This is a genomic window from Streptomyces sp. LARHCF249 (genome assembly GCF_052871255.1).
Window position 1 is genome coordinate 168804 of record NZ_JBIXJQ010000002.1, and the last position, 25390, is coordinate 194193.

The window sequence follows — 25390 nt, forward strand, 5'->3', positions numbered from 1 at the left end:
TTTCCGGTTCACGGGGAACCGCCCGAAGTGTTTTCCGGCTTCCTCCCGCCGGCCCCCGCTAGAGCGTGAGCGACAGCAGCAGCGGCGCGGCCTTCCGGTTCAGGGTGTCCGCCGCGGCCCGCAGCCGGTGCGCGTGCTCGACGGGCATCGACAGGGCCAGGCAGCCCACCGAGGCCCCGGCCGTGATCGGGACGGCCGCGCAGACGGTGCCCACGGCGTACTCCTGGAGGTCCAGCACGGGCACGGTGGCCGGCTGGGCGTCCAGCTTGGAGAACAGGATCCGCTCGTTCACGATCGTCTTCGACGTGAGCCGCGCGATCTTGTGGCGCGACAGGTGGTCGCGCCGCCCGTTCAGGTCGAGCTGGGTCAGCAGGCACTTGCCGACCGCGCTGGCGTGCGCCGCGGAGCGGAAGTCGACCCACTCGTGGACCTTCGGCGTGCGCGGGCTGTCCGCGAACTGCGTGATCCTGACCTCGCCGTCCACGTACCGGCTGATGTAGACCGCCGCCCCCACGGAGTCCCGCAGCCGGTCCAGGGTCTCCTGGAGCTTGTCGGTCAGGGCTTGCTGCCGGTCGACGCCGGAGCCGAGCAGGACGAGGGAATCCCCTATGGCGTAGGCGCCGTCGGACACCTGCAGGACATATCCCTCCCGGCGCAGCATGAGCAGCATCGGGGCGAGATGGACTGCGGGCAGGCCGGTCTCACGCGCGATCTGCACATCGGTCACACCGCCGGTGTGCCGTGCGATCGTTTCGAGTACGCGTAGTGCGTACTGCACAGAGTGGAACGGCGCGGTCGGCTCGGGCTTCAGCGCCACGGTTTCCCCCTAGCAGGTTGTTACCGCTTGCCCTACCACGATAGCCATCAAGAGGCCCATGTGGAGCGCCTGTTGAGGAGATTGATGGCTCAATCACGTCTCCCCGCCAGGATCTACTCCGCTGGCATATGCCATGGTCACGCGCACTGGCCTGGTGTGCCGGGAATGCCCGGGCATCGCCGACGGTTCGAGTTCTTCGTACGGACGAGGAATCGAGACGGGAGCGACGATGAGTGACACCGGGGACGCGGGCCGGCAGGAGAGCCGCGACGGGATCCGCGGCACCGCGAGGGGCGGCGCACCCGTACCGCTCTCGGTCCTGGACCTGGTGACCGTGGGCGCCGGCAGCACCGCCCACGCCTCCCTGCGCACCAGCGTGGAGATCGCCCGGCTCGCCGAGTCCCGCGGCTACCACCGCCACTGGGTCGCCGAGCACCACTCCATGCCCGGCGTCGCCAGCTCCTCCCCGGCCGTCATCCTGGCCCACCTCGCCGCGCACACCTCCCGCATCCGGCTCGGCTCGGGCGGGGTCATGCTGCCCAACCACGCCCCGCTCGCCGTCGCCGAGCAGTTCGGCACCCTGGAGGCGCTCGCCCCGGGCCGGATCGACCTCGGCCTCGGCCGGGCTCCCGGCACCGACGGGCGCACGGCCCAGGCGCTGCGCGGACCGGGCCGCCTCGACGAGGCCGCCGAGGAGTTCCCCCGGCAGCTCGCGGAGCTCATCCGCTTCCTCGACGACGACTTCCCCGACGGGCACCCGTACGCCCGCGTGCACGCCGTGCCGGGCCCGGTGCAGGGGCCCGCCGGGCGGCCGCCGCTGTGGCTGCTCGGCTCCTCCGGCTACAGCGCCCGCCTCGCCGGCGAGCTCGGCCTGCCCTTCGCCTACGCCCACCACTTCTCGGCGGCCGGCACCCTGCCCGCGCTCGACCTCTACCGGCAGAGCTTCCGCCCCTCGGCCGTCCTGGACGCCCCGTACGCCCTCATAGGGGTCTCCGCGCTGGCCGCGGACACCGAGGCGGAGGCCCGCGCCCAGGTGCTCACCGGAGCGCTGTCGATGCTGCGGCTGCGCAGCGGGCGGCCCGGCCTGGTCCCGGCGCCCGAGGAGGCGGCGGCGTACCCCTTCTCCCCGCTGGAGCGGGAGTTCGTGGACGGCTGGGTCGCGAACATCGTCCACGGCACCCCGGACGAGGTGCGCGCCGGACTCGACGCCCTGGCCGCGCGGACGGGCGCGGACGAGCTGATGCTGACCGCCAACGCCCACAGCGGCGCGGCCCGGCTGCGCTCCTACGGGCTCGTCGCAGATGCGTACGGGATGCCGCCGCAGGGCCCGGACCCGGTGTGACCGCAGGGAAACGGGGTTCGGCTGGTTTGTTGCCGAAACCTTGCCGGGGGATGGCCTAAGGCACCCTTAAACCGCTCGTCACCCGGGGTGGCGAGCGGTTTCTGATGTGCGCTCAGCTCTCTGACTTGGGCATTTGGCAGCTCAGTGGTCTAGTCCTTCTTTGGTCCAAACCATTGACTGGGGCATGGCGTGATCGCTATCACTTCTCTCACCTGAAGCTGATGCTCTCCCCTCCCACCCCCCGGAGGCAGTTCATGCACATCCGTAAACCCCTCATCGCGGCCGCCGCCACGGCCGCGCTGGCAGCCGGTGCGCTCGCCTCCTTCGCCGGGCTCGGTACCGCCCAGGCCGCCGATGCCTCCGTCACCGCCTCGGCCGGCGGCGTACGCATCGCCTACTACGACCAGTGGAGCGTGTACGGGAACGCCTTCTATCCCAAGCACCTCGACACACGGGGGATAGCGGGCAAGCTGGACGTGATCAACTATTCGTTCGGCAACATCCACCCCACCGAACTCACCTGTTTCGAGGCGAACAAGGCGGCGGGCGACGACAACAACCCCAACGCCGGGGACGGCGCGGGCGACTCGTACGCCGACTACCAGAAGTCGTTCAGCGCCGCGGACAGCGTCAGCGGGGTCGCCGACAAGTGGGACCAGCCGATCGTCGGCGTCTTCAACCAGTTCAAGCAGCTGAAGGCCAAGTACCCCCACCTGAAGATCAACATCTCGCTCGGCGGCTGGACGTACTCGAAGTACTTCAGCGACGCTGCCAAGACCGACGCCTCCCGCAAGAAGCTCGTCTCCTCCTGCATCGACCAGTACATCAAGGGCAACCTGCCGGTCGAGGGCGGCTACGGCGGCGCGGGCTCGGCGGCCGGGATCTTCGACGGCATCGACATCGACTGGGAGTACCCGGGCTCGGCGGGCGGCCACCTCGGCAACCACTACGCCCCCGAGGACAAGCAGAACTTCACGCTCCTGCTCAAGGAGTTCCGCCAGCAGCTCGACGCCCACGGCGCGGCCAACGGCGGCAAGAAGTACCTGCTGACCTCCGCCCTCCCGGCCGGCCAGGACAAGATCAAGCACATCGAGACGGACAAGATCGGCGCGTACCTCGACTACGCGAACATCATGACCTACGACATGCACGGCGCCTGGGACGGCGACGGGCCGACGTACCACCAGTCCCCGCTCCAGCCCTCGGCCGCCGACCCGACCGACCCGATCGCGCCCGGCACCGAGAAGTACAGCATCGACAACGCCATCGACTCCTGGATCGACGGCAACCCGGCCTACGGCATCGCGGGCGGCTTCCCCGCCAACAAGCTGACCCTGGGCTACGAGTTCTACTACCGCGGCTGGAAGGGCGTTCCGGCGGGCACCGCGGGCGGCCTCGCCCAGACCGCCACCGGCGCCTCGGCCGCCCGGCCCACCAGCCAGCAGGCCGGCATCGCGATGTACAAGGAGCTCGGCGGGATCGTCGACAACCCGGCGAGCACCTTCTGGGACGACCAGGCCAAGGCCTCGTACTTCTACAAGGACGGCGAGTTCTTCACCGGCCTGAACCAGCGGTCCATCCAGGCCCGGGTCGACTACGGCAAGCAGCGCGGCCTGGCCGGCGCGATGATGTACTCCCTGCTCGGCCTGGACGCCAACACCACGCTGCTGAACCAGATCTCGGACGCCCTCGGCGGGGCGACGCAGCCGCCGGTCACCACGCCTCCGACGACCACCCCGCCGACCACGACGCCTCCGACGACCCAGCCGCCGACCGGCTGCGGCTCGACCCCGGCGTACGTCGCGGGCACCGTCTACACCGCCGGCAACGAGGTCTCCCACAACGGCCGCAAGTACAAGGCCCAGTGGTGGACGCACAACGAGACCCCGGGCACCACGGGCGAGTGGGGTGTCTGGAAGGACCTCGGCGCCTGCTGATCTCCCCCCACCCCGCGCCGAGCGGCACTCCGCCCCGCACCCGTGTTCCGGGTGCGGGGCGGAGGTGTGTCACATGGTTGTGGAATTCCGGATATCTCTGCGTGCCGATGTCGTTACGCTCGGCCACAGGCTCAATCCGACCCACGTCTTCATGGGGGTGACCGTCCCGTGGTCCAGGCCCGCGACCTCGACCCCAGCGCCTCGCCGCTGGACTACTACGGCTACGAACTGCGCCGCCTGAGAGAGGCCGCAGGCCTGAAGCAGCAGCAGTTGGGCGACGTCATCTACTGCACGGGCTCGCTGATCGGCCAGGTGGAGAACACCAAGCGGGTGCCGACGCGGGACTTCTCGGAACGGGTGGACGCGGCGCTCGGCACGGACGGGACGTTCTCCCGGCTGGTGGGGCTGGTCCTGCGGAGCGTGCTGCCGACGTGGTTCCAGGCGTACGCGGAGATGGAGGCCCGGGCGGCGTTCATTTCGGCCTACCAGGCTCAAGTGGTGTACGGACTGCTCCAGACGGAGGCGTATGCACGGGCTGTACTGGCGACCGGAATGCCGGACCGGATCGATGAGTTGGTTGCGGCTCGGATGGAACGTCATCGCATCCTGCACCGGGAGAGGGCGCCGATGGTCTGGGTGGTGCTCGACGAGGGGGTGCTGCACCGGCCGATTGGCGGTCGGCAGGTGATGCGTGAGCAACTCGCCCATTTGTTGAGCCATCACGAGAACCGGTGGGTGCAGATCCAGGTGCTCCCCTATGCGGCTGGGCAACACGCAGGCCTGATCGGGTCATTCAACGGACTGCGTTTCACCGACGATCCGGACATCGTCTACACGGAAGACCTCATCTCGGGCCACATGACGGCCAACCCCGACACAGTCAGGGAAGCCGCGCTTCGTTACGCTCACTTGCAGGCCGCCGCACTCTCCGTAGAGGACTCGGCGGCGTTGATCACGCGGGTCATGGAGGAGCGTTATGGGGAGCAGCCAGAACCCGATGGGCGAGACGTGGCGCAAGTCGTCGTATAGCGGCTCCAGCGGGGGCGACTGCGTCGAGTGTGCGCCCCTCGGCGCCACCGCCTGGCGCAAGGCCTCGTACAGCGGTAACACCGGCGGTGACTGCGTCGAGGTGGCCACGCAGCCCTGCCTCGTCGCCGTCCGGGACTCCAAGAACCCCGACGGCCCCGCCTTCGCGGTCGCCCCGGAGGCGTTCACCGCCTTCGTCCGCAGTCTCTGACCCGTACGAGGCCGGCCCCGCACCCCTCCCGGTTCTCAGACCAGGGGGTGCGGGGCGGGCTCGTCGGGCTGTGCGGAAGCGGAAGCCGACGCGGCGGCCGCGGCCTGGCGGCTGATCATGCGGGCGATCACGTCCGGGGCCACCGCACGGGAGTAGAGCCAGCCCTGCCCCGTGTCGCAGCCGACGCGGCGAAGCCGGGCCGCCTGCCCCGCGGTCTCCACGCACTCCGCCGTGACCGTCAGGCCCAGCCGGTGCGCGAGCTGGACCATGGCCTCCACGATCGTCTCGTCGGCCGGATTCGGGTGCGTGCCCTCCTCATAGCGGAAGCCCCGTACGAAGGACCCGTCCAGCTTCAGCACCGACACCGGCAGCCGGCTGAGGTAGGCGAGGTTCGAGTACCCGGTGCCGAAGTCGTCGATCGCGATGCGCACGCCCATGTCGCTGAGCGCCTGGAGGGCCTGGAGCGGCCGGCCCGCCGAGCCCATCACGGCCGATTCGGTCAGCTCCAGCTGCAGCAGCTGCGGCGCGAGCCCCGTCTCGGCCAGGATCTCCGCGACGTCGCCCACCAGGTCCGAGTCCCACACCTGCCGCACGGCCACGTTGACCGACACGAAGACCGGGGCGTCGCTGGGCTGCTCGATCTGCCAGCGCCGCGCCTGCCGGCAGGCCGTGCGCAGCACCCACTGCCCCAACTGGACGATGGACCCGTCCTCTTCGGCGATGCCGATGAACCGATTCGGCGTCAACGTGCCGAACTGCGGGTGGTTCCAGCGCACCAGGGCCTCGACCCCGCGCACCGCGCCGCTCTCCAGGTCCACCAGCGGCTGGTACTCCAGCTCGAACTCCCCCCGCTCCACGGCCGGCCGCAGCGTCGAGGACAGGGCCTGGCGCGTCATGCGGTGCGCGTTGCGCTCCGGGTCGAAGAGGGTCCAGCGGGCCTTGCCGTCCGCCTTGGCCCAGTACAGGGTCGTGTCGGCGGCCTGCATCAGCCCCGTCGCCGAGGTGCCGGCCGTGGTCCGCTCCACCACCCCGATCGACGCGGAGACCGACAGCCGCTGCCCGGACAGGTCGAAGGGCTCCTGGACGGCGGCCAGTACGCTGCGCGCCAGGTCCGCTAGCTGCTCCGTGCCCGTGGAGTCCTCGACCAGCAGGGCGAACTCGTCGCCCCCGAGCCGCGCCACGAGGTGGCCGCTCGTGCGGCCGTACCCGGACTGGTCGGCGCACTGGGTCAGCCGGGCGGCGACGGCGGCCAGCAGCCGGTCGCCGACGCGGTGGCCGAGGGTGTCGTTGACCGCCTTGAACCCGTCGAGGTCCAGGTAGCACAGACCGATCCGGCCGGTGCCGCCCCCGTGTTCGTACGAGGACGCCTCCAGCGCGGCGGAGAGCCGCTCGAAGAACAGCGCCCGGTTGGGCAGCCGGGTGACGGGGTCGTGCATCTGGAGGTGGCGCAGCCGCGCCTGGAGGTCGCGCCGGTCGCTGATGTCGGCGACGGACAGCAGGACGTCGCCGGTCCCCGGTACCGGCCCCAGGGTCACCTCGGTCCACAGCGAGTGCCCGTCGGGGTGTTTGAGGCGGCGGGTGCACCGCAGCCGGGCCTGCCGCCCGCGGAGCACCTCCTGGTACGCGGCCCAGGTGCGGGCCTCCGCGGCCAGGTCCACCAGGTCGGCGGCGCACCGGTGGACGAGTGCGTTCGGCTCGGCGCCGAGGAGGCCGGCGAAGGCCTCGTTGGCGGCGACGACGTACCCCTCGCGGTCGACGACGGCCATGGGGAGGTGGGCCGCGTTGAAGGCGGCCCGGTAGTCGCGCCGCTCCGATTCGGCGCGCGGCGGGATTGCCGTTGCCGACACTGCCGCGTGACGCTCCGTAATGGCCGATCGGATGCTGTCGGCCGCCGAACCGGTTCCTTCTGGGGTTCCGCTCACCGTTGGCTCCCGCAGTGCTCGTGAGTGTCCGTGCAGGAAAGTGTGCCGATCATAGAGGCTGCCGGGAGGCCCTATCCAGCGGCGTCGCCGTGTGGGGGGCGGGAGTTCGGCGTGATGACGCAGTGACGGCCCGGGCCGGGGCGATCGTTTCTGCGCGGCTCTGAGCATGCGGAGGCCCCTGCTGATCTCGCGTGATCGGACGTGACGTTCTGTAGGTAGGCGAGTGAAGGCCAAGGGTCACCGGCTTGCCGGATTGCTCACTCGTGTGGGGCAGAGCAACAGGGCATTGGTAAGACAAGCGCCTCAAGGTGGACGAACAGGTACGAATCCACCACCGGAGGTCGATGTGGCGCGTCAGCTGACACCCGGGGGAGTGGACCGTTCCCGCATCCGAAGTACGGCGGCAGGCCTCACCTCCCTGACGGCGCTCGCCGCCATGTCGCTCGTCGCGGGGCCCGCGGTGGCCGATTCCGGGGCCGGCCCGTGTGCGCTGACCCGTACGGCCGCACATCATTCGCTGGGCCTCGACACCTGGAACGGCGCCTACCCGCGGCCCGAGCGCACCCTCGACGCGGTCATGGTCTTCCTCTCCTTCCCCGACCACCGGACCGCCCTCGCCCCCGAGGAGATCGCCGGCGACTACTTCCCCGCCACCAGCGACTTCTTCGAGCGGGCCTCCTACGGCCGGTTCCGCCTGGTCCCGCATCCGCAGAAGCAGTGGGTCCGGATGCCCAAGCCGTCCACCGCGTACGGGATACAGCGCGACTGGGCCCCGGAGGACCGGGCGGCCTACCTGCGGGACGCGGTCGCGACCGCCGACGCCCAGGTGGACTTCGGCAAGTACGACGTCGTCTACTTCGTCGCCGATCCGGACGCGCCCGGGGTGGACTCCGACGCCACGAAGGTCGTCAACTTCGACCGTCCGATCCGCGCCGACGGCACGGACCTGCGGCGGATCGTCACCGTCTTCGAGCGGCACCCGCCGGACCGCAACGTGCTCGCCCACGAGACCGGGCACGTCTTCGACCTGCCCGACCTCTACCACCGGCCGACGGACGGCAAGGGCGACTGGGACACCTACGTCGGGGACTGGGACGTGATGGGCAGCCAGTTCGGGATGGCCCCGGACCTCTTCGCCTGGCACAAGTGGAAGCTCGGCTGGCTGGACCCCGGCCAGGTGGACTGCGTCCAGTCGGGCTCCTCGCTGCACACCCTCCAGCCGCTGGCCGAGGCCCCGGTGCGGGGCCGTACGGGAGGGACCCGGCTCGCCGTGGTCCGTACGGGACCCGGCAGCGCGATCGCCGTCGAGGCGCGCGGCTCGGCCGGCAACGACGGGGACACCTGTACGGAGGGCGTCCTGGTCTACCGCGTGCGCAACGAGGCCGCGTCGGGCGGCGGGCCGATCGAGGTCCTCGACGCGCATCCGGCGACGGAGGCGTGCTGGGACCGCTCCGTGTACCCGCCGCTCGCGGACGCGCCGCTGGAGGTGGGCGAGACCTTCACCGTGCCCGGGGAGCGGATCACCATCGAGGTGGCCGACCGGACCCAGTCGGGCGCGTACACGGTGAAGATCACGACCTGAACGACGAAGAAGGCCCCCACTCCGAGGAGTGGGGGCCTTCTTCCGTCTGTGCGCCGCCAGGGACTCGAACCCCGGACCCGCTGATTAAGAGTCAGCTGCTCTAACCAACTGAGCTAGCGGCGCCTGCTGACGTCGTAGACATTACCAGGAGGTTCCGCGGAACTAAAAATCGATATCCGCAGCTCGGGCGGCGCGGACGAACGCCCACAGCAGGGCCTCGGGCCCGGGGAGCCAGGGCGTGCGCGCGTCGGGCGCGACCAGCCAGCGGGACGGGCCCGGGGCCGCGGCCAGCGGCGGCACGGTGACGGCGTCGCCGAGCCCGTGGCACAGCGGCGCGGGCGCGGAACGGGAGCCTCCCCATTCCTCCCATGCCAGCAGGGCCGGAAGCCGGTGGGCGGTGCCCGTGGCGGCGAAGAGCAGCATCCGGCCCCGGTGCACGGCGACCGGGCCGGAACCGGGGCCCTCGGCCCAGAGCAGGTCCAGGATCCGGCGCCCGAACACGACCGGGACGTTGACGACGTCGAAGGCGTTCCCGCAGGGCAGCGCGGCGGGCGCGGTGGGACGGGCCTCCCAGGCCGCGAGCGTGCTCCGGGGGTGCGCGCACGCGGAGACGAGCCAGGCGGCGCCCTGCGGGGTGACGTGGGTGGCGGGGGCGGTGCGTACGTCGTGGGCGGGGCGTCCGGGGGCCGTCGTCAGCGTCGTCATGCCTCCAGGTCTACCCGCCGTAACGTTCCGGTTTCTGCGAGTTACAGAAATCCGGGACAGGGCGGGCACCGCTGCGGTATGTTGCGCCCCGCATATGCCAGCCGCTCTGCCGTCAGGTTGATTCCGGGCCCGCGTCGCGCTGGAGGGATTCGCCGAACTCGATCATCTTGCGGGCGTAGTCCTCGGTCCACTCCGCCTGCTCCGCGATCAGCGCCGGCGACAGCCGGTCGAACCGCCGGGGGTCCGCCAGCTGCGCCGCCGCCAGGGCCTGGAACTCCACCGCCCGCTCCTGCGCGGCCCGGAAGGCCAGCGTCAGCTCGGTCGCACGGGCCAGCAGCTCGAGCGGGTCCTCGATCGACTCGAGGTCGAAGAAGTGCTCCGGGTCCGTGGCGGCCTCGGAGGGCTCGAAGAGCAGGGGTGCGGGCCGAAGCCTCCGCTCGGTCCGCTCGGGCTCTGCCATGCCTGTCCTCCTGCTGCGCGTGCGAAATGCTTCCGGGCCACCGTCCATTGTCCAACGCCCCGCAAGACCGCGGCGAGACCGGGCTCACACGGTGACGGCCTCGGCGGCGCGCCCGGCCGCCAGCTCCGCCACGTCGTCGAGTACGCCGGCCAGCTGGTCCGCGAAGCCCTCCGGCGCCTCGAACCCCTCGGGCCCGACCAGGCCCGGGATGCCGGGAACGGCGAGGGAGCGCGCGGCGGGCTGCATGCCGACCCGGGTGAGCACCGGCAGCAGCATCTCGGCGGCCGGTGCACCGCCCGTGGGGCCCGCGCTGTAGCTGACGATGCCGACCGGCTTGCCCTGCCACTCGCGGTAGAGGAAGTCGATCGCGTTCTTGAAGGGGGCCGTGAAGCCGCCGTTGTACATCGGCAGCACGAAGACGAAGGCGTCCGCCGCGTCGACCAGCGCGCTCCAATCCCGGGTGTGCTGGTGGGCGTAGACGCCGCTGGAGGCGTACTCGGGCTCGTCCAGGAAGGGCAGCGCGATCTCGGCGAGGTCGACGGGGGTGACCTCGAAGCCGCCGCGGGAGCGGGCCTGCCCGACGACCCACTCGGCGAGCGGGCGGCCGGAGGAGGTGGGGCGGGTGGCGGCGGAGATGACGTGGAGACGGGTCACGGTGTGGACTCCCGATCGGTACGTGTGGTTGTTGACGTGTCACCTATAAAACCCGGGGTGTGGGTGACGTGTCAACCATCTAGGTGATGTGTCACCGACCTGGTTACAGTGCTGACATGACCCCCCCATCCGAGCCCCGCTGGCTCTCGGAGCCCGAACAGGACGCCTGGTACGCCTGGCGGCGGATGTTCCCGCTGGTCAACGCAGAGATCGCGCGGGACCTCGGCCAGGACAGCGGCCTCTCCGAAGCGGACTACGACGTCCTGTCGGTGCTCGGCTCCACGGACGGCCACCGCATGCGGATCAGCGCGCTGGCCGTGCTCATGCACTGGTCGCGCAGCCGGCTGTCGCACCAGCTCACCCGCATGGAACAGCGCGGGATCGTCCGCCGCGAGGAGGTCGCCGGCGACGGCCGGGGCGCGGAGGTGGTCCTCACCGGGGCCGGGGTGGACATGATCACGGCCGCGGCCCCGCTCCACGTGGAGTCCGTACGCCGCCACCTGATCGACGTCCTGACGCCGGAGCAGCTCCGCGCCCTGGCCGAGATCGGCGAGGTGCTCCGCACGCGGATGGGCGCCGAGCGCAAGGGCAGCGAGCCCAGGTAGTCCCACGAGCGGCGGAGCTACGGCTTCCAGGGCACCCGGTGTTCCGCCAGGTGGGCCAGGACCGAGTGGTTCGCCTCCCAGCCGTCGGGGAACTTCACCGTCACGCCCAGCTGCACCGGCTCCGTCGAGGGGTGGTCGTCCAGCAGCTCCGCTATGCCCGCCCGGGCCACCACCACGCAGGCGTGCCGGTGCCGGGAGGCCAGCACGCACAGGCGGCCCGTCTCCAGGTGGAAGGCCGTCGCGTCGGGGCGGCCCGACAGCGGGTGCAGGATCACCGTGAGGTCGTACTCCCGCCCCTGGAGGCGGTTCGCGGTGTCCACCGTGACCCCGGCGACCCCCTGCGCGGCCAGCGCCGCCCGGATCGCCGACGCCTGGTCGCGGTGCGCGGTCCCCACCGCGACGCGGTCCGCGGTCAGCGGGGCCGGTCCCGCCGACTGCTCGTCGGAGGTCACCGCCCCGCGGTCCAGGGCGCGGCGGACCACCAGGGCCACCGCCGCCACCGCCTCCGGGTCGGTGCGCGGGGTGTGCCGCGCGGGCAGCTCCAGCAGGCCCCAGCCCGACTCGGCGGCCTCGTCCAGCACCTTGTCCGGACCCGACCCGTCCGAGGAGACCCCGTACGACAGCCGCCGCTCGCCCCGACCCGTACCGCTGCGGAACTGCGTGTACGGGTAGAACGCCCGCGAGACCAGCGGCGCGGCCGTCGCCGGGAGCCGCCACGACACCGGCAGCCGGTGCTGCGGCAGCTGCGGGTTGTGCGCGAGCAGGGTGCTCACCGCCGAGGCGGAAGGGTCGTACGACAGGCCCGCCCACTGCTCCGCGCCCACCACGCTGAAGGGGTCCAGCTGCCCCGGATCGCCCACGAACAGCGCCCGCTCGAACAGCCCGGCCACGGCCAGCAGCGCGTCGGAACGCATCTGGTAGGCCTCGTCGACGATGGCGTGCTCCCAGGGCTCCACGTCCTTGACGTACGCCCACTTCGCCGCCGTGGAGATGGTGATCGGCAGCTCCGCGAGGTCCCCCGGCTTCGCGGAGAGGGTGACCGAGGGCAGCTCGCGCAGCGCGGGGTCGTACGCGTCGCCCTCGCTGCTGTGCAGCCGGCCGACCCTCAGCCCCGGATCCTTGTCCGCGAGCCGCAGCACCAGGTCGTCGACCTGCGCGTTGGTCTGCGCCACCACCATCAGCCGGCGCCCGGCCGCGGCCAGTTCCCGGGCCGCCCGGACGACGAGCGTGGACTTGCCGGCCCCGGGCGGGGAGTCGACGACCACGCCCCGCTCGGTCCCGTGCAGGGTGTCGCGCAGGATGGCGGCGGTCGCCTCGGCGGCGGCCGCCCCCGGGTCGAAGGTCGCGGTCACAGGAGGTCCTCGTCGGTCACGGCGTCGGGCAGCACGGGGGCGGTCAGGTGTCCGGGCGGGCCGCCGTGGGTCCACGGGGTCCGCTCCGGATCCGGCAGCTTCGGGCCGCCGCGCGCGTCGTGCTCGAAGAGCGTCCAGCACACCCGGTCGCCCTTCTCCGGCACCGAGCCCGGTTCCGGTTCCCGGCCGCGGCCCATCTTGTCCAGGAGGCGCAGCACCAGCCGCCCGTCCTCCGCGAAGCGGACGAACTGCGCGCTCTGCGGGCGCCCGTCCAGCGAGCGGTAGACCTTCCCGCCGCCCCCGTCCGCGAGCTGCGGCCGGTCCTCGGTGGCCACGGTCACCAGCGGGCGCGGGCTCGGCCGCTTCGACTCCGTCCACTCCATCACCACCTCGGTGACCTCACCGGCGAAGGCCTCGCCCGCGAGCCGCCGGCCCGCCATCGCCAGGGGGTCGTCCAGCGCCTCCTGGGCGTCGAGGCGCACCTGCTCGGTCTCCCGCGTGGCCAGCTTCTGCGCCGCCGTCACCGCGTCGTCGCGGCGCGGCTGCGGCGGCTCGCCCGCCCGTACCCGGTCCCGGTGGCCGGTGTACGACCAGCGGTCGCGCGTCCAGCGCTCCTCGGCCCGCAGGCCGGCGGGCAGCGCGCGCAGCAGGTCCAGGGACCGCCACACCGCCTCCCACGTGGGCCGCATCTGGTCCACGACCAGCGCGCGCACCGCCTGCTCGGCCAGCTCCGCGCGCTGCGCCGCGTCCGGGGCGCCGGAGGTGCGCGCCGCGTCGTAGCGGGCCATCGCCGGGGCCAGGAGCTTGTTGTCGAAGGCCGGGTCGGTGGCCGGACCGGCGGGCGGGACGAGCAGGCGGCCCTCCCGGTCCCGGCCCAGCTCGGCCCGCAGCGCCGCCTCGGCGCCGGATTCGCCCGGCGGCGGATCCATCCAGGCCAGCAGCGCGCCCAGGTGCTGGTCCTCCAGATTGCTCTGGCCGCTCGCCCAGTGCCGTCCGAGCAGTTCCGTCGCGGACAGGAGCATCGAGGAGCCGGGCACCCGCGCCCGCTCGCCGAGGTGGGTGAACCAGCGGCCCAGCAGCGGCACCTTCGCAGGCGCCGGATGCGGATGGTCCGGATCCTCCTCGGCCGTCCGCCGGAACCGCATCGACCGGCCCAGCAGGCGCACGTACTCGATGCCCGCCCGGCTCGGCACGATCAGCTGCGGCGCGTCCAGGCACAGCTCGGCCTCGACCTTGGACTTCCGGCCCGTCTCCGGGTCGGTCTCGGTGCGCTCCACGAGCTCGACCGCGTCGCCGTACGCGTCCACGTACGGCAGCACCTCGCCCGCGAGCTCCGCCAGGAAGGCCCACCGCAGATCCCGGTCGCGCGGCTGCGGTACGACCAGCAGCCGCGGCTCCGCGCGGTCCGTGCCGACCAGCGCGCCGAGCGGAGCCCCGGCCTCACCGGCGGTCGTCAGCGGTACGAGGACCAGCGGGCGCTCGCTCAGATGCCGGTGCCGTACGGTCGCGAGCGGCTGGGCCCGGCCGGCCCGCACCGCCTCCAGCCGGGCCAGGGTGGTCAGCAGGCTCATCCGGACCCCTCCAGTACCTCGGCGCGAAGCCGGGCCGCCCGGTGCAGCGCGGCCGCGGTCGGATCCTCGGCGCAGCCGGCGCCGGCGGCCGCCGCCAGGGCCTGCTCGACGGTGGTCAGCGCGCCCAGCTCGCCCCGTACGGAACGGCCCAGCGCGGTCACCTCGTCGGCGGCGCGGGCCCGTTCCCGGCAGTGGAAGGCCAGCTCGCAGGCGGCCAGGCACTCGGGCGCGTAGGAGGCGTCCACCGCGGCCACGGCCGCGGCCAGTTCACCGGCGGTGCGCGCCGGGTCGAAGCTGAGCCCCTCGGGCAGCGCGGCGGCCAGCTCCTCGACCCGGGTCAGCCGCTCCAGCTGGCGCCGGGTCACGGAGCGCTCGCGGCGGACGTCGACGGGCGCGGCGGCGGGCAGGTTGGAGAAGTCCTTGGGGCACACCAGCAGCACGGTGTGCCCGACCTCGGCGCCGGCCAGCTTCCCGGCCGTCTTCTCCAGGGCCAGCACGTAGACGGCGGCCTGGCGGGCGGCGGCGCCGACCTTCGCGGCGTCGGCGGCCCCGTCGATCATCGGGAACGACTTGATCTCCACGACGGTCCAGCGGCCGTCGGGATGCACGACGACGGCGTCCGGCTCCAGGTAGGCGGGTGTGCCCGCGACCTCCAGGGCCAGCATCGGGTGGTCGAGCAGCGTCCACGCCCCGGTGTCCCGCCCGGCGGCGGTGGCCTCGCGCAGGGCCAGCGCGGTCCGGGCGGCGCGGCCCTCGGGTCCGGCCGCGGTCAGGTCGGGGACGCGGGTGTCCGCACCCGGGGGCTCGGCGCCGGCGCCGAGGTGCCCGTGCACCAGCCGCAGCAGCTCGGCCCCGCCGTCGCCCTTGACCTTGGCCTCGAAGGAGTTCCCGCGCACGATGGCGAACTGCGACTGCCCGAAGGGCGCGGGGGAGCCGAGGGCCGAGGCGAGGGCGGTCTTGTCCACGCCGGCCCCGTCGAGCAGGGCGCGTCTGCCGCAGCCCGGGTTGGCGGCGAGCGCCGCCAGGGCCCGGGCGTCGAGCGGGCGGGGCGGAACGGCCGGGCCGCGCAGGCCGGCGAGCCGCTGCCGCAGGGTCGTCTGCGGAGCGCTGCGGGGCGGGTAGGAGCTCACCCGCGGAAGTGTCCCATCCGCCACTGACAATCGTGCACTTACGGCGGAAAGGGGCCGCGGGGGGCCGTGGGTGAGCCCGCCCGTTCCCGTGTTGGATGATGTACGGACGACAGAATCGCAGTAAAAGCGCACAAAAGCTCACCCACCGGGAGAACTCACATGGCCCCCCGCATCCTGCTGGCCCGCCACGGCCAGACGGCGTGGTCCCAGCTCGGCAAGCACACCGGACGCACGGACGTGCCCCTGCTGGAGGAGGGCAAGCGGGGTGCCAAGCTGCTCGGCGAGCGGCTGGCCCGGGACCCGTGGAAGGGCCTGCCCGGCCTGGAGGTCCGCACCAGCCCGCTGGCCCGCGCGAGCGAGAGCTGCGAACTCGCGGGCTTCGGCGTCCGGGCGGAGCCGTGGGACGCGCTGATGGAATGGGACTACGGGGACTACGAGGGCATGACCCCGGCCGAGATCCAGGCGGTCCGCCCCGGCTGGCTGATCTGGCGCGACGGCGTACCGGGCGGCGAGTCCGTCGCCGACGTCGCGGCGCGCGCGGACGAGGTGGTCGCCTGGGCCCGCTCGGCCGAGCGCGACGTCCTGGTCTTCGCCCACGGGCACATCCTGCGCACCCTGGCGGCCCGCTGGCTCGGCTTCGAGGCCTCCTTCGGCGCCCGGATCCGCCTGGAACCCACCTCGCTGTCGGTCCTGGGCTGGGCGTACGGGGCCCCCGCGCTGGAGCGCTGGAACGACACCGGGCACCTGGACGCCTGAGTCCATCTCGGCCGAAAAGGCTGCTGCAGCAAGGGAGTTGGGCCGTCGCGCGGCTGAGAGGATGGGCCCATGACGATTACTTCCGTGGTGCTGCGGCGGCGCGTGGACGATCTCGGTCCGGCTCTGGACTTCTACGTACGGCTGACCGGCCAGCCGGCGACCCGGTTCCGGTTCGCCGGCCTGGACCTGGCGAGCGTCGGGCCGTTCCTGCTGTTCAGCGGGCCCGACGCGCTCGCGGAGCGGTTCGCCGGGGTGGCGGCCACGCTGGCCGTGGCCGACCTGGACGCGGCGGTCGCGCACTGCGCGGCCTCCGGGGGCGAGGTGGTCGCGGCTCCCGCGCCCACGCCCAACGGGCGCCGCGCGGTGGTCCGCCATCCCGAGGGCGGGGTCTACGAGTACCTCGGCGTCTGAGCCGGACCGCGTCAGACGGCGGCGTGCCGGGTGAGGAAGGCGCCCACGCGCGGGGAGCGCTGGTGCGGGACCAGGGTGCGGGCCGTATCGGAGAGCAGGGACCGCACCCGCGTGGACTGGACCTCGGCCAGCAGGTCCAGCACCCGGCCGCCCGCCCAGGCGGCCTCGTCGGGAGCTCCCGCGTGGGCCAGGTCGCCGGCCAGCTCGGCGGTGTAGAGGGCCACGTTCCGGGCGAAGTGCGGATCCTGCAGGTCGGCGGCGCGCCGGGCGTGCCGGGCGGCGCGGGCGTGCTCGCCGAGCGTCGCCCAGCACCTGGCCTCCAGGAACTCCAGCTCGGCCTCCCCGAAGAAGGACATCCACTCCGGATCCGCGCCCGCACCGCCCCGGGAGAACTCCGTGTGGGCCCGGGCCAGCGCGTCCTCGCAGGCCCTGCGGTCGGCCAGGCCCGCCCAGCCGCCCGCCTCCCGCAGCGCCAGCAGCGACAGCAGCCGCGGGGAACCCAGGGAGCGGGCGGCCCGGCGGCCCGCCTGCGCCGCCCGTACCGCCTCGCGGGAGCGGCCGCAGTCACGGGCCAGGAAGGCCATGTTGCTGAACGCGTGCGCCTCCAGGCCCGCGTCCCCCGACACCCGGGCCGTCGCCAGGGCCTCGGCGTAGTGCGAGCGGGCGTCGTCGAAGCGGCCGGAGTCGTGGGCGAGCCAGCCGACCGAGACGGCCAGTTCGCCGGCGCCCGCGTGCAGCCGGTCCTCGGTGGACTGCCGGGTGGCTCCCGCGTCGAGCAGAGCGTACGCGGCGCGCAGCGGCCCGGCGGCCTTGCGGTACAGCGCGTCGGCCCCGTGCCGGTCGTCGAGCAGCCGGATCTGGCGTACGGCGTCCTCGACGGCCGCGGCCTCGGACTCTCCGGCGCGGGAGGGGAGCCGGCGGGTGTCGCCGAGCAGGGTGAGGCTGAGCGTCGCGGCCGCCACGGTCGCGGAGCCGCCCGCCATGAACGCGCGACGCAGCACGTCGCTCTCCTTGGAACGGGAAGGGGACGGGCCCGGGGACGGGGCGGGAGCGGAGGGGTCGCGCAGCGCTGAGCGGCCGCGGACGGCCTCGCGCGGTGAGAAGCCCAGGTCGGCCAGGGTGCGGCCGGGGAACATGTGCAGGAAGACCCGCTCGTACGCGTAGTTGGGGCAGCGGATCTCGCCGGACTCGACGCGGCCGACGTAGCGGGCGTCGCAGGAAACCGTTTCGCCGATCTCCTTCGCGGCCCGGCGGACCAGCGCCGCGAACTCGGCCGGGGATTGCTGCCCGCGCAGCCGCCGGAACGTGGAGTTGGGTGAGTGGGGGGACGCCGCCATGGACGTGGCCTCTCTGGCAAGGAACGCAGCGCCGGTACGGGAAGGTGTGGGGAGGTGTGGTCCGGCGCGCATGAACGTACCGCCAGCGAGGGTCCCTTCACGCGATGTTTGTTTACAAAACGGATATCTCACCCGCGATCTGCCATGAACTGCCATCCTTTGCAGCGTCTTGCCGCCGCACCCGTTGACGTTCCGGGGCGTTGAACCCATGCGGAGTGGGAGGCGACTGACCGCTCCCGGCTCGTACGCGGATCGAGGAGGGGTTCCCTTGGTGGAGGCCGGCATGGAGAGCACTGGAACGAACACCGCGACCGACGCCCCGGACCTGGTGACCGTGCCCACCCGCCAGGGCCTGGAGGCGGTCGACATCATCCGCCGCGCCAGCCGGGCCGGGGCGGTGGGGCCCGTCCTGCACGACGGATCGGGCGACACCCTCGGCTTCCTCGTCCCGCCCGGCACCGCCGACGCCTGGGACATGCCGGGCAGCGCGTGTACGCAGACCAACGGGCGCGGGATGCGCTTCGGAGACGCGGTCCCGCCCGCCACCGGAGCCACCGGCTGGCTGCTCCCGCCGGAGGCGGTCGGGCCGGTCACCGACCCCGCGGTGCTGCGCGAGGCGCTGGGGGAGGCGGCCCGGCTGATCGAGGCCGCCGACAACTGCCGCTGACATCGCCGCTGACCGGCCACAATGGGGTGGTGGCAGGCAAAGACAGAGGCAAGGGCCGGAACAAGGGCGAGCAGCAGCGCGGACGCGGCGCCGCCGAGCCGGTCGTCGGGCAGGTGGCCGGCGGCCGGGCGGAGCTGGCGCCCGACCGCGAGCGCGCGGAGGCCTGGACCCTGCTGATCGACGGAGCCCCGCAGTCGCACGTGGACCTGGCCGACCCCGGGCACCTGGACTTCGCGTACCAGCGCCGGATCGGCCACCTGATCGACCTCGCCGCCCCCGCCCGGCAGCCGCTGAACGTGGTGCACCTGGGCGGCGGCGCCTTCACCCTCGCCCGCTACACCGCCGCCTCCCGCCCCCGCTCCACCCAGCAGATCGTGGAGATCGACGCCGCGCTCGTGGCCTTCGTACGGGAACACCTGCCGCTGGACCCGCAGGCGCGGATCCGGGTCCGGGCGGTGGACGCCCGGGCGGGCCTGGCCAAGGTGCCGGACGGCTGGGCGGACCTGGTGATCGCGGACGTGTTCAGCGGTGCGCGCACCCCGGCGCACCTGACGAGCACCGAGTTCCTGGACGACGTACGCCGCGCCCTCGCGCCCACCGGGTGGTACGTGGCGAACCTCGCGGACGGTCCGCCCCTGGCCCACCTGCGCGGCCAGATCGCGACGGCGGCGTCCCGGTTCGCGGAGCTGGCGCTGGCGGCCGATCCCGTGGTGTGGCGGGGGAAACGCTTCGGCAACGCGGTCCTGGTGGCCTCGGACCGCGAACTTCCGGTTGCGGAGTTCACCCGCCGGGTCGCGAGCGATCCGCATCCGGGCCGGGTGGAGCACGGCCGCGCCCTGGCGGACTTCGCCGGCGGCGCCGCGCCGGTCGCGGACTCCTCGGCGGTCGCTTCGCCGCAGCCGCCGCCCTCCGTATTCCGCTAGCCGACGGCCGACAATAAAAAGAGGTCTCCCGACAATCGGTCCTGATGCGTAGTGTGTTGATCCCTAGGAGGCCCGCCCCTCCTACGACGCGCTACGGAGACGGCCAACGATGTCTGATTCCCACGCTGGAACCCCGGGTACCCCCGCACCCAGCACCGCGACCCCCGACTACACCCGCAGGCTCGCCCGCCTGGAACAGTCCGGGCTCAAGCGCCTTCTGCCCACGCAGGCGCCGTACCGCTGGAACCTGCGGAGACTGCGGCTCGGCCGGGTCCTCGACATCGGCTGTGGCCTGGGACGGAACCTGCTCAACTGCGGCCCCGAGAGCGTCGGGGTCGACCACAACCCGCACTCCGTGCAGACCTGCCGCGAGCGCGGGCTGACCGCCTACACCCCCGACCAGCTGGCAGCGGCCGCGGACTGCGGTCCCGGCTCCTTCGACAGCCTGCTGGCCTCGCACGTGCTGGAGCACGTCGACGAGGAGACCGGGGCCGCGCTGCTGGAGCAGTACCTTCCGCTCGTGAAGCCGGGCGGCTCGCTCGTCCTCATCACCCCGCAGGAGGTCGGATTCCGCTCCGACGCCACCCACATCCGCTGGGTCGGCTTCGACGAGCTGCGCGCAGCGGCGGCCCGGGCCGGGGTCGGGGTGCGGCGCACCTACTCCTTCCCCTTCCCCCGCCCGATGGGCAAGGTCTTCCCGTACAACGAGTTCGTGCTGGTGGGCACCGTTCCGGCGGCGGCCCGCTAGAGGGCGGTCCGTACGGCGGGCGGTCCGTACCCGGGGCGATCGGTCAGGGATCGACGATCTCGACGACCGGCGGGTGGTCGTGCCAGGTGCAGAAGACGGACACCTCACGGCCGTCCCGCGTGAAGGTGACCCGGATCCAGTAGTCCTGCTTCCACACCTGCATCCGCCAGCCGGCGGCCGGGGTCGCGGAGACCAGCTCGGCCGAGGAAGCGCCCAGGTCGAAGACCACCCGGCCGCCCGAGACCGGGTAGGCCTTCACCGTGCCCCCGCGCGGGGACGCCTTCGGCGAGGGCTTGGCGGAGGCGGAGGAGGCCCCGGCGGACGGAGAGGCGCCCGACGTGGAGGCCGACGCCGATGGCTGCGGGCTCGGGGAGGCGGACGGGGAGCCCTCCGGCTGGGGGGACGGCGAGTGCCGCGTCGAGGACGACAGCGGCCGGGTGGCCAGCGGAACCGCGAGCGGGCGGTCGTAGGCGGTGCCGGACATGACGGTGTGCACGCCCCACCACGACAGCGTCACCGCCGCCCCGGTCGCCAGCGTCCAAGCCATGGCATGTACAAGACCTCGCTGCATCAGGGGACATACTGCACCACCCGTCACAGAGGCGGCCCGGCCCCTCCCCGGGGCGCCCGGATGGACTACGGTGCGGGCCATGGCAAGTGTGCTCGTGGTCGAGGACGACCAGTTCGTACGTTCCGCCCTCATCCGGCACCTGACCGAGGCCTCGCACACCGTGCGGAGCGTCGGCACGGCCCTGGAGGCACTGCGCGAGGTCGCCCACCACCGGTTCGACGTCGTCATCCTCGACCTCGGGCTGCCCGACCTCGACGGGTCGGAAGCCCTCAAGATGCTGCGCGGCATCACCGACGTGCCCGTGATCATCGCGACCGCGCGCGACGACGAGGCGGAGATCGTCCGGCTGCTCAACGACGGCGCCGACGACTACCTGACCAAACCTTTCTCCGTGGAGCACCTCTCGGCCCGGATGGCCGCCGTCCTGCGCCGGGCCCGCGCCGCCGCCGGGGCCGAGCCGCCCTCGCGCGTGCTGCGCGTCGGCGGGCTGGCCATCGACCCGCTGCGCCGCCAGGCCGAGCTCGACGGGACGGTACTGGACCTCACCCGCCGGGAGTTCGACCTGCTGGCCTTCCTCGCCGGGCGGCCCGGGGTGGTCGTGGCCCGGCGCGAGCTGCTCGCCGAGGTCTGGCAGCAGTCGTACGGGGACGACCAGACCATCGACGTCCACCTCTCCTGGCTGCGCCGCAAGCTGGGCGAAACCGCCGCCCGGCCGCGCTACCTGCACACGCTGCGGGGGGTCGGGGTCAAGCTGGAGCCGCCCCGGTGACGCCGCGATGAGGTGGGCGCTGGTCAAGGTGTGCCTCGCGGTGACCGCCATGGTGGTCGTGGCCTTCGCCGTGCCGCTGGGGCTGGTGGTGCAGGAGATGGCCAGCGACCGGGCCTTCTCCAACGCCGAGCGGCAGGCCGCCACGATCGGGCCGACGCTGTCCATCACCACCGACCCGGTGCAGCTGCGCAGGGCGGTCGAGTCCACGCAGATGGGCGCGGCCCGGCGGATGGCCGTCCACGTCCCCGCGATCGGCGACAGCCCGCCGGTGGACATCGGCGAGGGCCGGGCGGGCGCGCACGCCGTCGCGGAGACCCGGCGGATCGGCCGGGCCACGACGGCCTCGGTGCCCGGCGGGGGTTCGGCGCTGCTCCAGCCGACCGCGCTCGGGTCCGGTGACATCGCCGTCGTGGAGGTCTTCGTGCCCGAGAGCGAGGTCAGCAACGGCGTCACCACCGCCTGGCTGATCCTCGCGGGCGTCGGGCTGGCACTGATCGTGGGCTCGGTCGGGGTCGCCGACCGGCTCGGCGCCCGGCTGGTGCGGCCGGCCGAGCGGCTCGCGGACGCGGCGCACCAGCTGGGCGAGGGCCGGCTCGGGGCGCGCGTCCCGGAGGACGGCCCGAAGGAACTCCGCTCGGCGGCCGCCGCGTTCAACGCGATGGCGGACCAGGTGGTGGAACTCCTCGCCAACGAGCGGGAGCTGGCCGCCGATCTGTCGCACCGGCTGCGGACGCCGCTGACGGTGCTGCGGCTCAACGCGGCCTCGCTCGGCGACGGCCCGGCCGCCGAACAGACCCGCGAGGCCGTGGAGCAGCTGGAACGCGAGGTCGACACGATCATCCGTACGGCCCGCGAGCAGCGCGCGCCGGCCGCCGCGGGGGGCGGTGCGGGCGCCGGATGCGACGCCTCCGAGGTGATCCGCGACCGGATGGCCTTCTGGTCGGCGCTCGCGGAGGACGAGGGCCGCGAGGTGCGGCTCGCGGGAGTGGACCGTACGGTACGGATCCCGGTGGCGCGGCCCGAACTCGCCGCGGCCCTCGACGCCATGCTCGGCAACGTCTTCCGGCACACCCCCGAGGGCACCCCCTTCGCGGTGGACGTCCACGACGCCTCGGACGCGGTGATCGTGCTCGTCTCGGACGCGGGCCCCGGCATCGCCGACCCGGACGCCGCCCTGCGCCGCGGCAACGACGGCGGACGCGACGGCTCGACCGGCCTCGGCCTGGACATCGTGCGCCGGGTCGCGGAGTCGACGGGCGGCGACGTCCGGCTGGGGCGCTCGGTGCTCGGCGGCACCGAGGTACGGGTCTGGATCGGCCTGGACGGCCGGACGCGCGGCGGCTCGGGCGGGGTGCGGGCGCGGCGCGGCCGGCGCAAGCGGCGCAGCAACTGACGTAACGGGGCAGGGCCGGGGGCGCGCCTCGCGGGCGCCCTGTCCGTGGATCGGTACGGTCCGCGGCATGGACACCCTCATCTTCGGCGGCCTCCTCGCCGCGCTGATCGCCATGTACCGGGAGTCGTCCCGGATGGTCGTGCTCGGAGCGTGGTGGGTGATGCTGATCGCCGTGATCCTGCTGATGGCGCACCACATCACCAGCAGCCTCGCCCTGAACCTGAGTTACTGATGGCCGTCACGACGCACGGCCTCCTCACGGAGGACGTGCCGACGGGCGGGCTGCTGGGGCGGGTCCAGTACTGGTTCGCCTGCGTCTTCGCCATCGGCTGGACGGGTGTGGTCTGCGGTGGCCTCTTCTACCAGTTCGGGCTCTGGGAGTACCCGTGCCCGCTCTGCATCGTGCAGCGGATGTTCATGCTGCTGGCGGCGATGGGCGCGGCCTACATCGTGCGGACTGCGCTCGCGTACGGCACGGTGACCGGCCGGGACTACATGATGGGCTGGGGCCTGTCCCTGGTGGCGGTGACCGCCGGTTCCTTCGCGTCCTGGCGGCAGACGATGCTGCACATCCTGCCGGGGGACAAGGGGTACGGGAGCGAGGTGCTCGGCCTGCACCTGTACGTATGGGCCTGGATCCTCTTCCAGGCCTCGGTGGTGGCCATCGGCATCGCCCTGGCCTTCGCCCACTCGACGGCGGACCGGTCCGTTCCGGCGAACGTGCCGGGGCCGCTGCGGACGGTCGGCACGTTCGCGCTGGGGTTCCTGGGTCTGGTCCTCGCCGTCAACCTCGTGGCCGTCTTCCTCGAGGAGGGCTTCCACTGGTTCCTGCCGGACGACCCCGCCCGGTACCAGTTCTTCTACGACGTGGGGATCCTGGGCTAGCCGGTCTCCGACCCGGACGGTGGCGGAGATGTTGCCGCCTGTGTCCGGGCCGAACAGGGTGGGCGTGAGGGAAGGAGGCAGCATGAGAGTCATGCTCCGCGCCCACTTCGACACGGCTGCCACCAACGAGGCCATCGCGACCGGGGCCCTGCCCCGGGCGATGAAGAAGCTGATGGACACGGTCAAGCCGGAGGCGGCCTACTTCGGCCTGCACGAGGGCGTGCGGTCCTGCTGGATCGTCTTCGACCTGCAGGACAGCGCGATGATGCCGTCGCTGACGTGGGACCTCTTCCACGAGTTCAACGCCGAGATCGAGGTCGGTCCGGTGATGCGGCCCGAGGAACTGGCGAAGGCGCTGGCGGCGTTGCAGTCCGCGTAGCCGCCGGGACCGCCGAGAGCGCCAGGACGGCCGAGGCGACGGCGGCCGCGCACGCCACGGCGAAGGCCGCCCGGTGGCCGTACGCAGCCGCCAGCGGCCCCGCGGCGGCCGCCGCCACCGCCTGGCCGAGGATCAGGCCGCTGCCGACCACGGTCATCGCCTCGCCCATCCGCTCCGCCGGACCGGTCCGTTCCACCAGCCCGAACAGGGCGATCAGGTGCGGGGCCACGGCCAGCCCGATGCCCGCGAGCGCGAGGGCGGCGCCGGCCGGCCCCGACACCGCGAGCAGCGGCAGCGTGAGGACGGCCTGGACGGCGATCGTCCACCGCAGCCGCACGGTCAGATCCGCCGAACCCGGCCGGGCCACCGTCACGAAGCCGGCGATCGAGCTGGTCACGGCCATGGCGGCCCACACCAGCCCGGCCGTGCCCGGCGCGCCCAGCGACTCGGCGAGTGCGTTGACCCCGGTGTTGGCCCCGCTCCAGGCCGCTCCCTGGAGCACCGCCATCGCGAACAGCACCACCAGACCGGGCGACCACAGCCGTACGCCGGCCCGCGCGCCGGGGGCCGCGAGCGTCGGCCCCGGCACGGTCGGATGCACCGCGAACAGGGTTCCGAAGACGAGGATCAGCGCGGCGGCGAGGAGCAGCGCCGAGGCGGGGTGCACGGTCACGGCCAGGATCCCGGCCAGCGCGGGCCCGACCATGAAGCCGACCTCGTCCAGGGTGGTGTCGAAGGACAGGGCGGAGCCCAGCAGCTTCTTGTCCGCGCCGGCCAGCCGCGCCCAGCGGGCCCGGGCCAGCGGTCCGATCTGCGGGACGGTGAGCCCGGCGGCGACGGCGAGCGCCATGCGCACGGCCAGCGGCAGCCCGCCGAGGACGGCCGTGACGAGGGCGAGGAGCGCGGCCGCGTTGGCCGCGCAGGCGAGCAGCAGGACGGGGCGGTGGCCGCGCCGGTCGGCGAGCCGGCCGATGACGGGGCCGCCGAGGGCCTGGCCCAGCCAGAGGGCGGCCGCGACGGTGCCCGCGTCGCCGATGCCGTCGCGTTCGTTGATGAGCAGGAGCGTTCCGATGGGGCACAGCGCGGCGGGCAGGCGGGCGAGGAACGCGTAGAGGGGGAGGGCGGTACCGCCGAGTGCGAGCACTCCGCGGAGGCCGCCGCCCGGCGGCTCGGGCATCGGCATGGGCCGGGCGGGGCGGGTGGATCGGGTCACGGACAACCTCCATCCGCACGCCGA

At 73.3% G+C, this 25390-nt stretch carries 26 protein-coding genes, 1 tRNA gene and 1 pseudogene; 16 read left to right on the forward strand and 12 right to left on the reverse strand.

Features of this window, described 5'->3' with window-relative positions; translation table 11 throughout:
- Nucleotides 1-58 precede the first annotated feature (58 nt).
- Nucleotides 59-817 (reverse strand): IclR family transcriptional regulator, encoded by a 759-nt coding sequence (locus ACIPUC_RS05620; RefSeq protein ID WP_266609609.1) that lies wholly within the window; start codon nucleotides 815-817, stop codon nucleotides 59-61.
- Nucleotides 818-1046: 229 nt separating this feature from the next.
- On the opposite strand from ACIPUC_RS05620, the gene ACIPUC_RS05625 reads away from it, so the two are divergent.
- From ACIPUC_RS05625 to ACIPUC_RS05640, 4 genes are all read left to right on the forward strand, one after another.
- Nucleotides 1047-2159 carry an LLM class flavin-dependent oxidoreductase gene (locus ACIPUC_RS05625; RefSeq protein ID WP_446586929.1) on the forward strand — a complete coding sequence of 371 codons (1113 nt, stop codon included), beginning with the start codon at nucleotides 1047-1049 and terminating at the stop codon, nucleotides 2157-2159.
- Nucleotides 2160-2413: 254 nt separating this feature from the next.
- Nucleotides 2414-4096 (forward strand): glycosyl hydrolase family 18 protein, encoded by a 1683-nt coding sequence (locus ACIPUC_RS05630; protein ID WP_446586930.1) that lies wholly within the window; start codon nucleotides 2414-2416, stop codon nucleotides 4094-4096.
- Nucleotides 4097-4264: 168 nt separating this feature from the next.
- On the forward strand, nucleotides 4265-5125 hold the full coding sequence (locus ACIPUC_RS05635) for a helix-turn-helix domain-containing protein (protein ID WP_446586931.1): 861 nt from the start codon (nucleotides 4265-4267) through the stop codon (nucleotides 5123-5125).
- Nucleotides 5073-5333 (forward strand): DUF397 domain-containing protein, encoded by a 261-nt coding sequence (locus ACIPUC_RS05640; protein ID WP_446586932.1) that lies wholly within the window; start codon nucleotides 5073-5075, stop codon nucleotides 5331-5333. Before ACIPUC_RS05635 ends, ACIPUC_RS05640 begins: the two co-directional genes overlap by 53 nt.
- Nucleotides 5334-5368: 35 nt before the next feature.
- Here ACIPUC_RS05640 and ACIPUC_RS05645 read toward each other — a convergent pair whose 3' ends face one another.
- Nucleotides 5369-7255, reverse strand: coding sequence for a putative bifunctional diguanylate cyclase/phosphodiesterase (locus ACIPUC_RS05645; RefSeq protein WP_446586933.1), 1887 nt, complete (start codon nucleotides 7253-7255; stop codon nucleotides 5369-5371).
- 346 nt (nucleotides 7256-7601) lie between these two features.
- Between ACIPUC_RS05645 and ACIPUC_RS05650 the strand changes: the two genes are divergently transcribed.
- Nucleotides 7602-8837, forward strand: coding sequence for a M6 family metalloprotease domain-containing protein (locus ACIPUC_RS05650; protein ID WP_446586934.1), 1236 nt, complete (start codon nucleotides 7602-7604; stop codon nucleotides 8835-8837).
- A 49-nt stretch (nucleotides 8838-8886) separates the two neighbouring features.
- On the opposite strand, the gene ACIPUC_RS05655 is transcribed toward ACIPUC_RS05650, so the two are convergent.
- The 4 genes and pseudogenes from ACIPUC_RS05655 to ACIPUC_RS05670 form a co-directional block, all read right to left on the reverse strand.
- A tRNA-Lys gene (locus ACIPUC_RS05655) sits at nucleotides 8887-8960 on the reverse strand.
- Nucleotides 8951-9542, reverse strand: a pseudogene (locus ACIPUC_RS05660) (bifunctional DNA primase/polymerase). Before ACIPUC_RS05660 ends, ACIPUC_RS05655 begins: the two are co-directional and overlap by 10 nt.
- 112 nt (nucleotides 9543-9654) lie before the next feature.
- Complete coding sequence (locus ACIPUC_RS05665) at nucleotides 9655-10002, reverse strand: hypothetical protein (protein ID WP_446586935.1); 348 nt, start codon at nucleotides 10000-10002, stop codon at nucleotides 9655-9657.
- 84 nt (nucleotides 10003-10086) lie between these two features.
- Nucleotides 10087-10656 carry an NADPH-dependent FMN reductase gene (locus ACIPUC_RS05670; RefSeq protein ID WP_446586936.1) on the reverse strand — a complete coding sequence of 190 codons (570 nt, stop codon included), beginning with the start codon at nucleotides 10654-10656 and terminating at the stop codon, nucleotides 10087-10089.
- Between the two features lie 116 nt (nucleotides 10657-10772).
- Between ACIPUC_RS05670 and ACIPUC_RS05675 the strand changes: the two genes are divergently transcribed.
- The gene (locus ACIPUC_RS05675; RefSeq protein WP_446586937.1) at nucleotides 10773-11261 is read left to right on the forward strand and encodes a MarR family winged helix-turn-helix transcriptional regulator; all 489 of its coding nucleotides are present in this window, start codon (nucleotides 10773-10775) and stop codon (nucleotides 11259-11261) included.
- 17 nt (nucleotides 11262-11278) lie between these two features.
- Here ACIPUC_RS05675 and ACIPUC_RS05680 read toward each other — a convergent pair whose 3' ends face one another.
- The 3 genes from ACIPUC_RS05680 to ACIPUC_RS05690 are packed head-to-tail and all read right to left on the reverse strand — an operon-like array spanning nucleotide 11279 to nucleotide 15314.
- Nucleotides 11279-12613 carry an AAA domain-containing protein gene (locus ACIPUC_RS05680; protein ID WP_446586938.1) on the reverse strand — a complete coding sequence of 445 codons (1335 nt, stop codon included), beginning with the start codon at nucleotides 12611-12613 and terminating at the stop codon, nucleotides 11279-11281.
- A complete protein-coding gene (locus tag ACIPUC_RS05685; RefSeq protein ID WP_446586939.1) occupies nucleotides 12610-14184 on the reverse strand; it encodes a hypothetical protein in 1575 nt (524 codons plus the stop codon). The genes ACIPUC_RS05680 and ACIPUC_RS05685 overlap by 4 nt, the downstream gene beginning before the upstream one ends.
- Nucleotides 14181-15314: a hypothetical protein gene (locus ACIPUC_RS05690; RefSeq protein WP_446586940.1), complete on the reverse strand. Its 1134-nt coding sequence runs from the start codon at nucleotides 15312-15314 to the stop codon at nucleotides 14181-14183. The genes ACIPUC_RS05685 and ACIPUC_RS05690 overlap by 4 nt, the downstream gene beginning before the upstream one ends.
- Before the next feature lie 159 nt (nucleotides 15315-15473).
- Between ACIPUC_RS05690 and ACIPUC_RS05695 the strand changes: the two genes are divergently transcribed.
- Both ACIPUC_RS05695 and ACIPUC_RS05700 read left to right on the forward strand, forming a co-directional pair.
- A complete protein-coding gene (locus tag ACIPUC_RS05695; protein ID WP_446586941.1) occupies nucleotides 15474-16070 on the forward strand; it encodes a histidine phosphatase family protein in 597 nt (198 codons plus the stop codon).
- 69 nt (nucleotides 16071-16139) lie between these two features.
- The gene (locus tag ACIPUC_RS05700; protein WP_446586942.1) at nucleotides 16140-16481 is read left to right on the forward strand and encodes a VOC family protein; all 342 of its coding nucleotides are present in this window, start codon (nucleotides 16140-16142) and stop codon (nucleotides 16479-16481) included.
- A gap of 11 nt (nucleotides 16482-16492) precedes the next feature.
- Here ACIPUC_RS05700 and ACIPUC_RS05705 read toward each other — a convergent pair whose 3' ends face one another.
- A complete protein-coding gene (locus ACIPUC_RS05705) occupies nucleotides 16493-17818 on the reverse strand; it encodes a tetratricopeptide repeat protein (protein ID WP_446586943.1) in 1326 nt (441 codons plus the stop codon).
- 283 nt (nucleotides 17819-18101) lie between these two features.
- On the opposite strand from ACIPUC_RS05705, the gene ACIPUC_RS05710 reads away from it, so the two are divergent.
- The 3 genes from ACIPUC_RS05710 to ACIPUC_RS05720 all read left to right on the forward strand — a co-directional run bounded on the left by ACIPUC_RS05710 (nucleotide 18102) and on the right by ACIPUC_RS05720 (nucleotide 20156).
- A complete protein-coding gene (locus ACIPUC_RS05710; protein WP_446586944.1) occupies nucleotides 18102-18485 on the forward strand; it encodes a hypothetical protein in 384 nt (127 codons plus the stop codon).
- 29 nt (nucleotides 18486-18514) lie between these two features.
- On the forward strand, nucleotides 18515-19408 hold the full coding sequence (locus tag ACIPUC_RS05715) for a spermidine synthase (protein ID WP_446586945.1): 894 nt from the start codon (nucleotides 18515-18517) through the stop codon (nucleotides 19406-19408).
- Between the two features lie 109 nt (nucleotides 19409-19517).
- Nucleotides 19518-20156: a class I SAM-dependent methyltransferase gene (locus ACIPUC_RS05720; RefSeq protein WP_446586946.1), complete on the forward strand. Its 639-nt coding sequence runs from the start codon at nucleotides 19518-19520 to the stop codon at nucleotides 20154-20156.
- Nucleotides 20157-20199: 43 nt separating this feature from the next.
- Here ACIPUC_RS05720 and ACIPUC_RS05725 read toward each other — a convergent pair whose 3' ends face one another.
- On the reverse strand, nucleotides 20200-20727 hold the full coding sequence (locus ACIPUC_RS05725; RefSeq protein ID WP_446586947.1) for a hypothetical protein: 528 nt from the start codon (nucleotides 20725-20727) through the stop codon (nucleotides 20200-20202).
- A 79-nt stretch (nucleotides 20728-20806) separates the two neighbouring features.
- Here ACIPUC_RS05725 and ACIPUC_RS05730 point away from each other — a divergent pair, with 79 nt between their 5' ends.
- The 5 genes from ACIPUC_RS05730 (at nucleotide 20807) to ACIPUC_RS05750 (ending at nucleotide 24153) form a co-directional block, all read left to right on the forward strand.
- Nucleotides 20807-21496, forward strand: a complete 690-nt coding sequence (locus tag ACIPUC_RS05730; protein ID WP_257556221.1) for a response regulator transcription factor — start codon at nucleotides 20807-20809, stop codon at nucleotides 21494-21496.
- Nucleotides 21497-21503: 7 nt separating this feature from the next.
- On the forward strand, nucleotides 21504-22889 hold the full coding sequence (locus tag ACIPUC_RS05735; protein ID WP_446586948.1) for a sensor histidine kinase: 1386 nt from the start codon (nucleotides 21504-21506) through the stop codon (nucleotides 22887-22889).
- 67 nt (nucleotides 22890-22956) lie between these two features.
- Entirely contained in the window at nucleotides 22957-23121 is a 165-nt protein-coding gene (locus ACIPUC_RS05740; RefSeq protein WP_446586949.1) for a DUF5993 family protein, read from the forward strand.
- Nucleotides 23121-23774 (forward strand): disulfide bond formation protein B, encoded by a 654-nt coding sequence (locus ACIPUC_RS05745; RefSeq protein ID WP_446586950.1) that lies wholly within the window; start codon nucleotides 23121-23123, stop codon nucleotides 23772-23774. Before ACIPUC_RS05740 ends, ACIPUC_RS05745 begins: the two co-directional genes overlap by 1 nt.
- Nucleotides 23775-23856: 82 nt before the next feature.
- A complete protein-coding gene (locus tag ACIPUC_RS05750) occupies nucleotides 23857-24153 on the forward strand; it encodes a DUF3303 family protein (protein WP_446586951.1) in 297 nt (98 codons plus the stop codon).
- On the opposite strand, the gene ACIPUC_RS05755 is transcribed toward ACIPUC_RS05750, so the two are convergent.
- Nucleotides 24074-25366 carry an MFS transporter gene (locus ACIPUC_RS05755; RefSeq protein WP_446586952.1) on the reverse strand — a complete coding sequence of 431 codons (1293 nt, stop codon included), beginning with the start codon at nucleotides 25364-25366 and terminating at the stop codon, nucleotides 24074-24076. The two genes, ACIPUC_RS05750 and ACIPUC_RS05755, sit on opposite strands and share 80 nt — an antisense overlap.
- Nucleotides 25367-25390 lie beyond the last annotated feature (24 nt).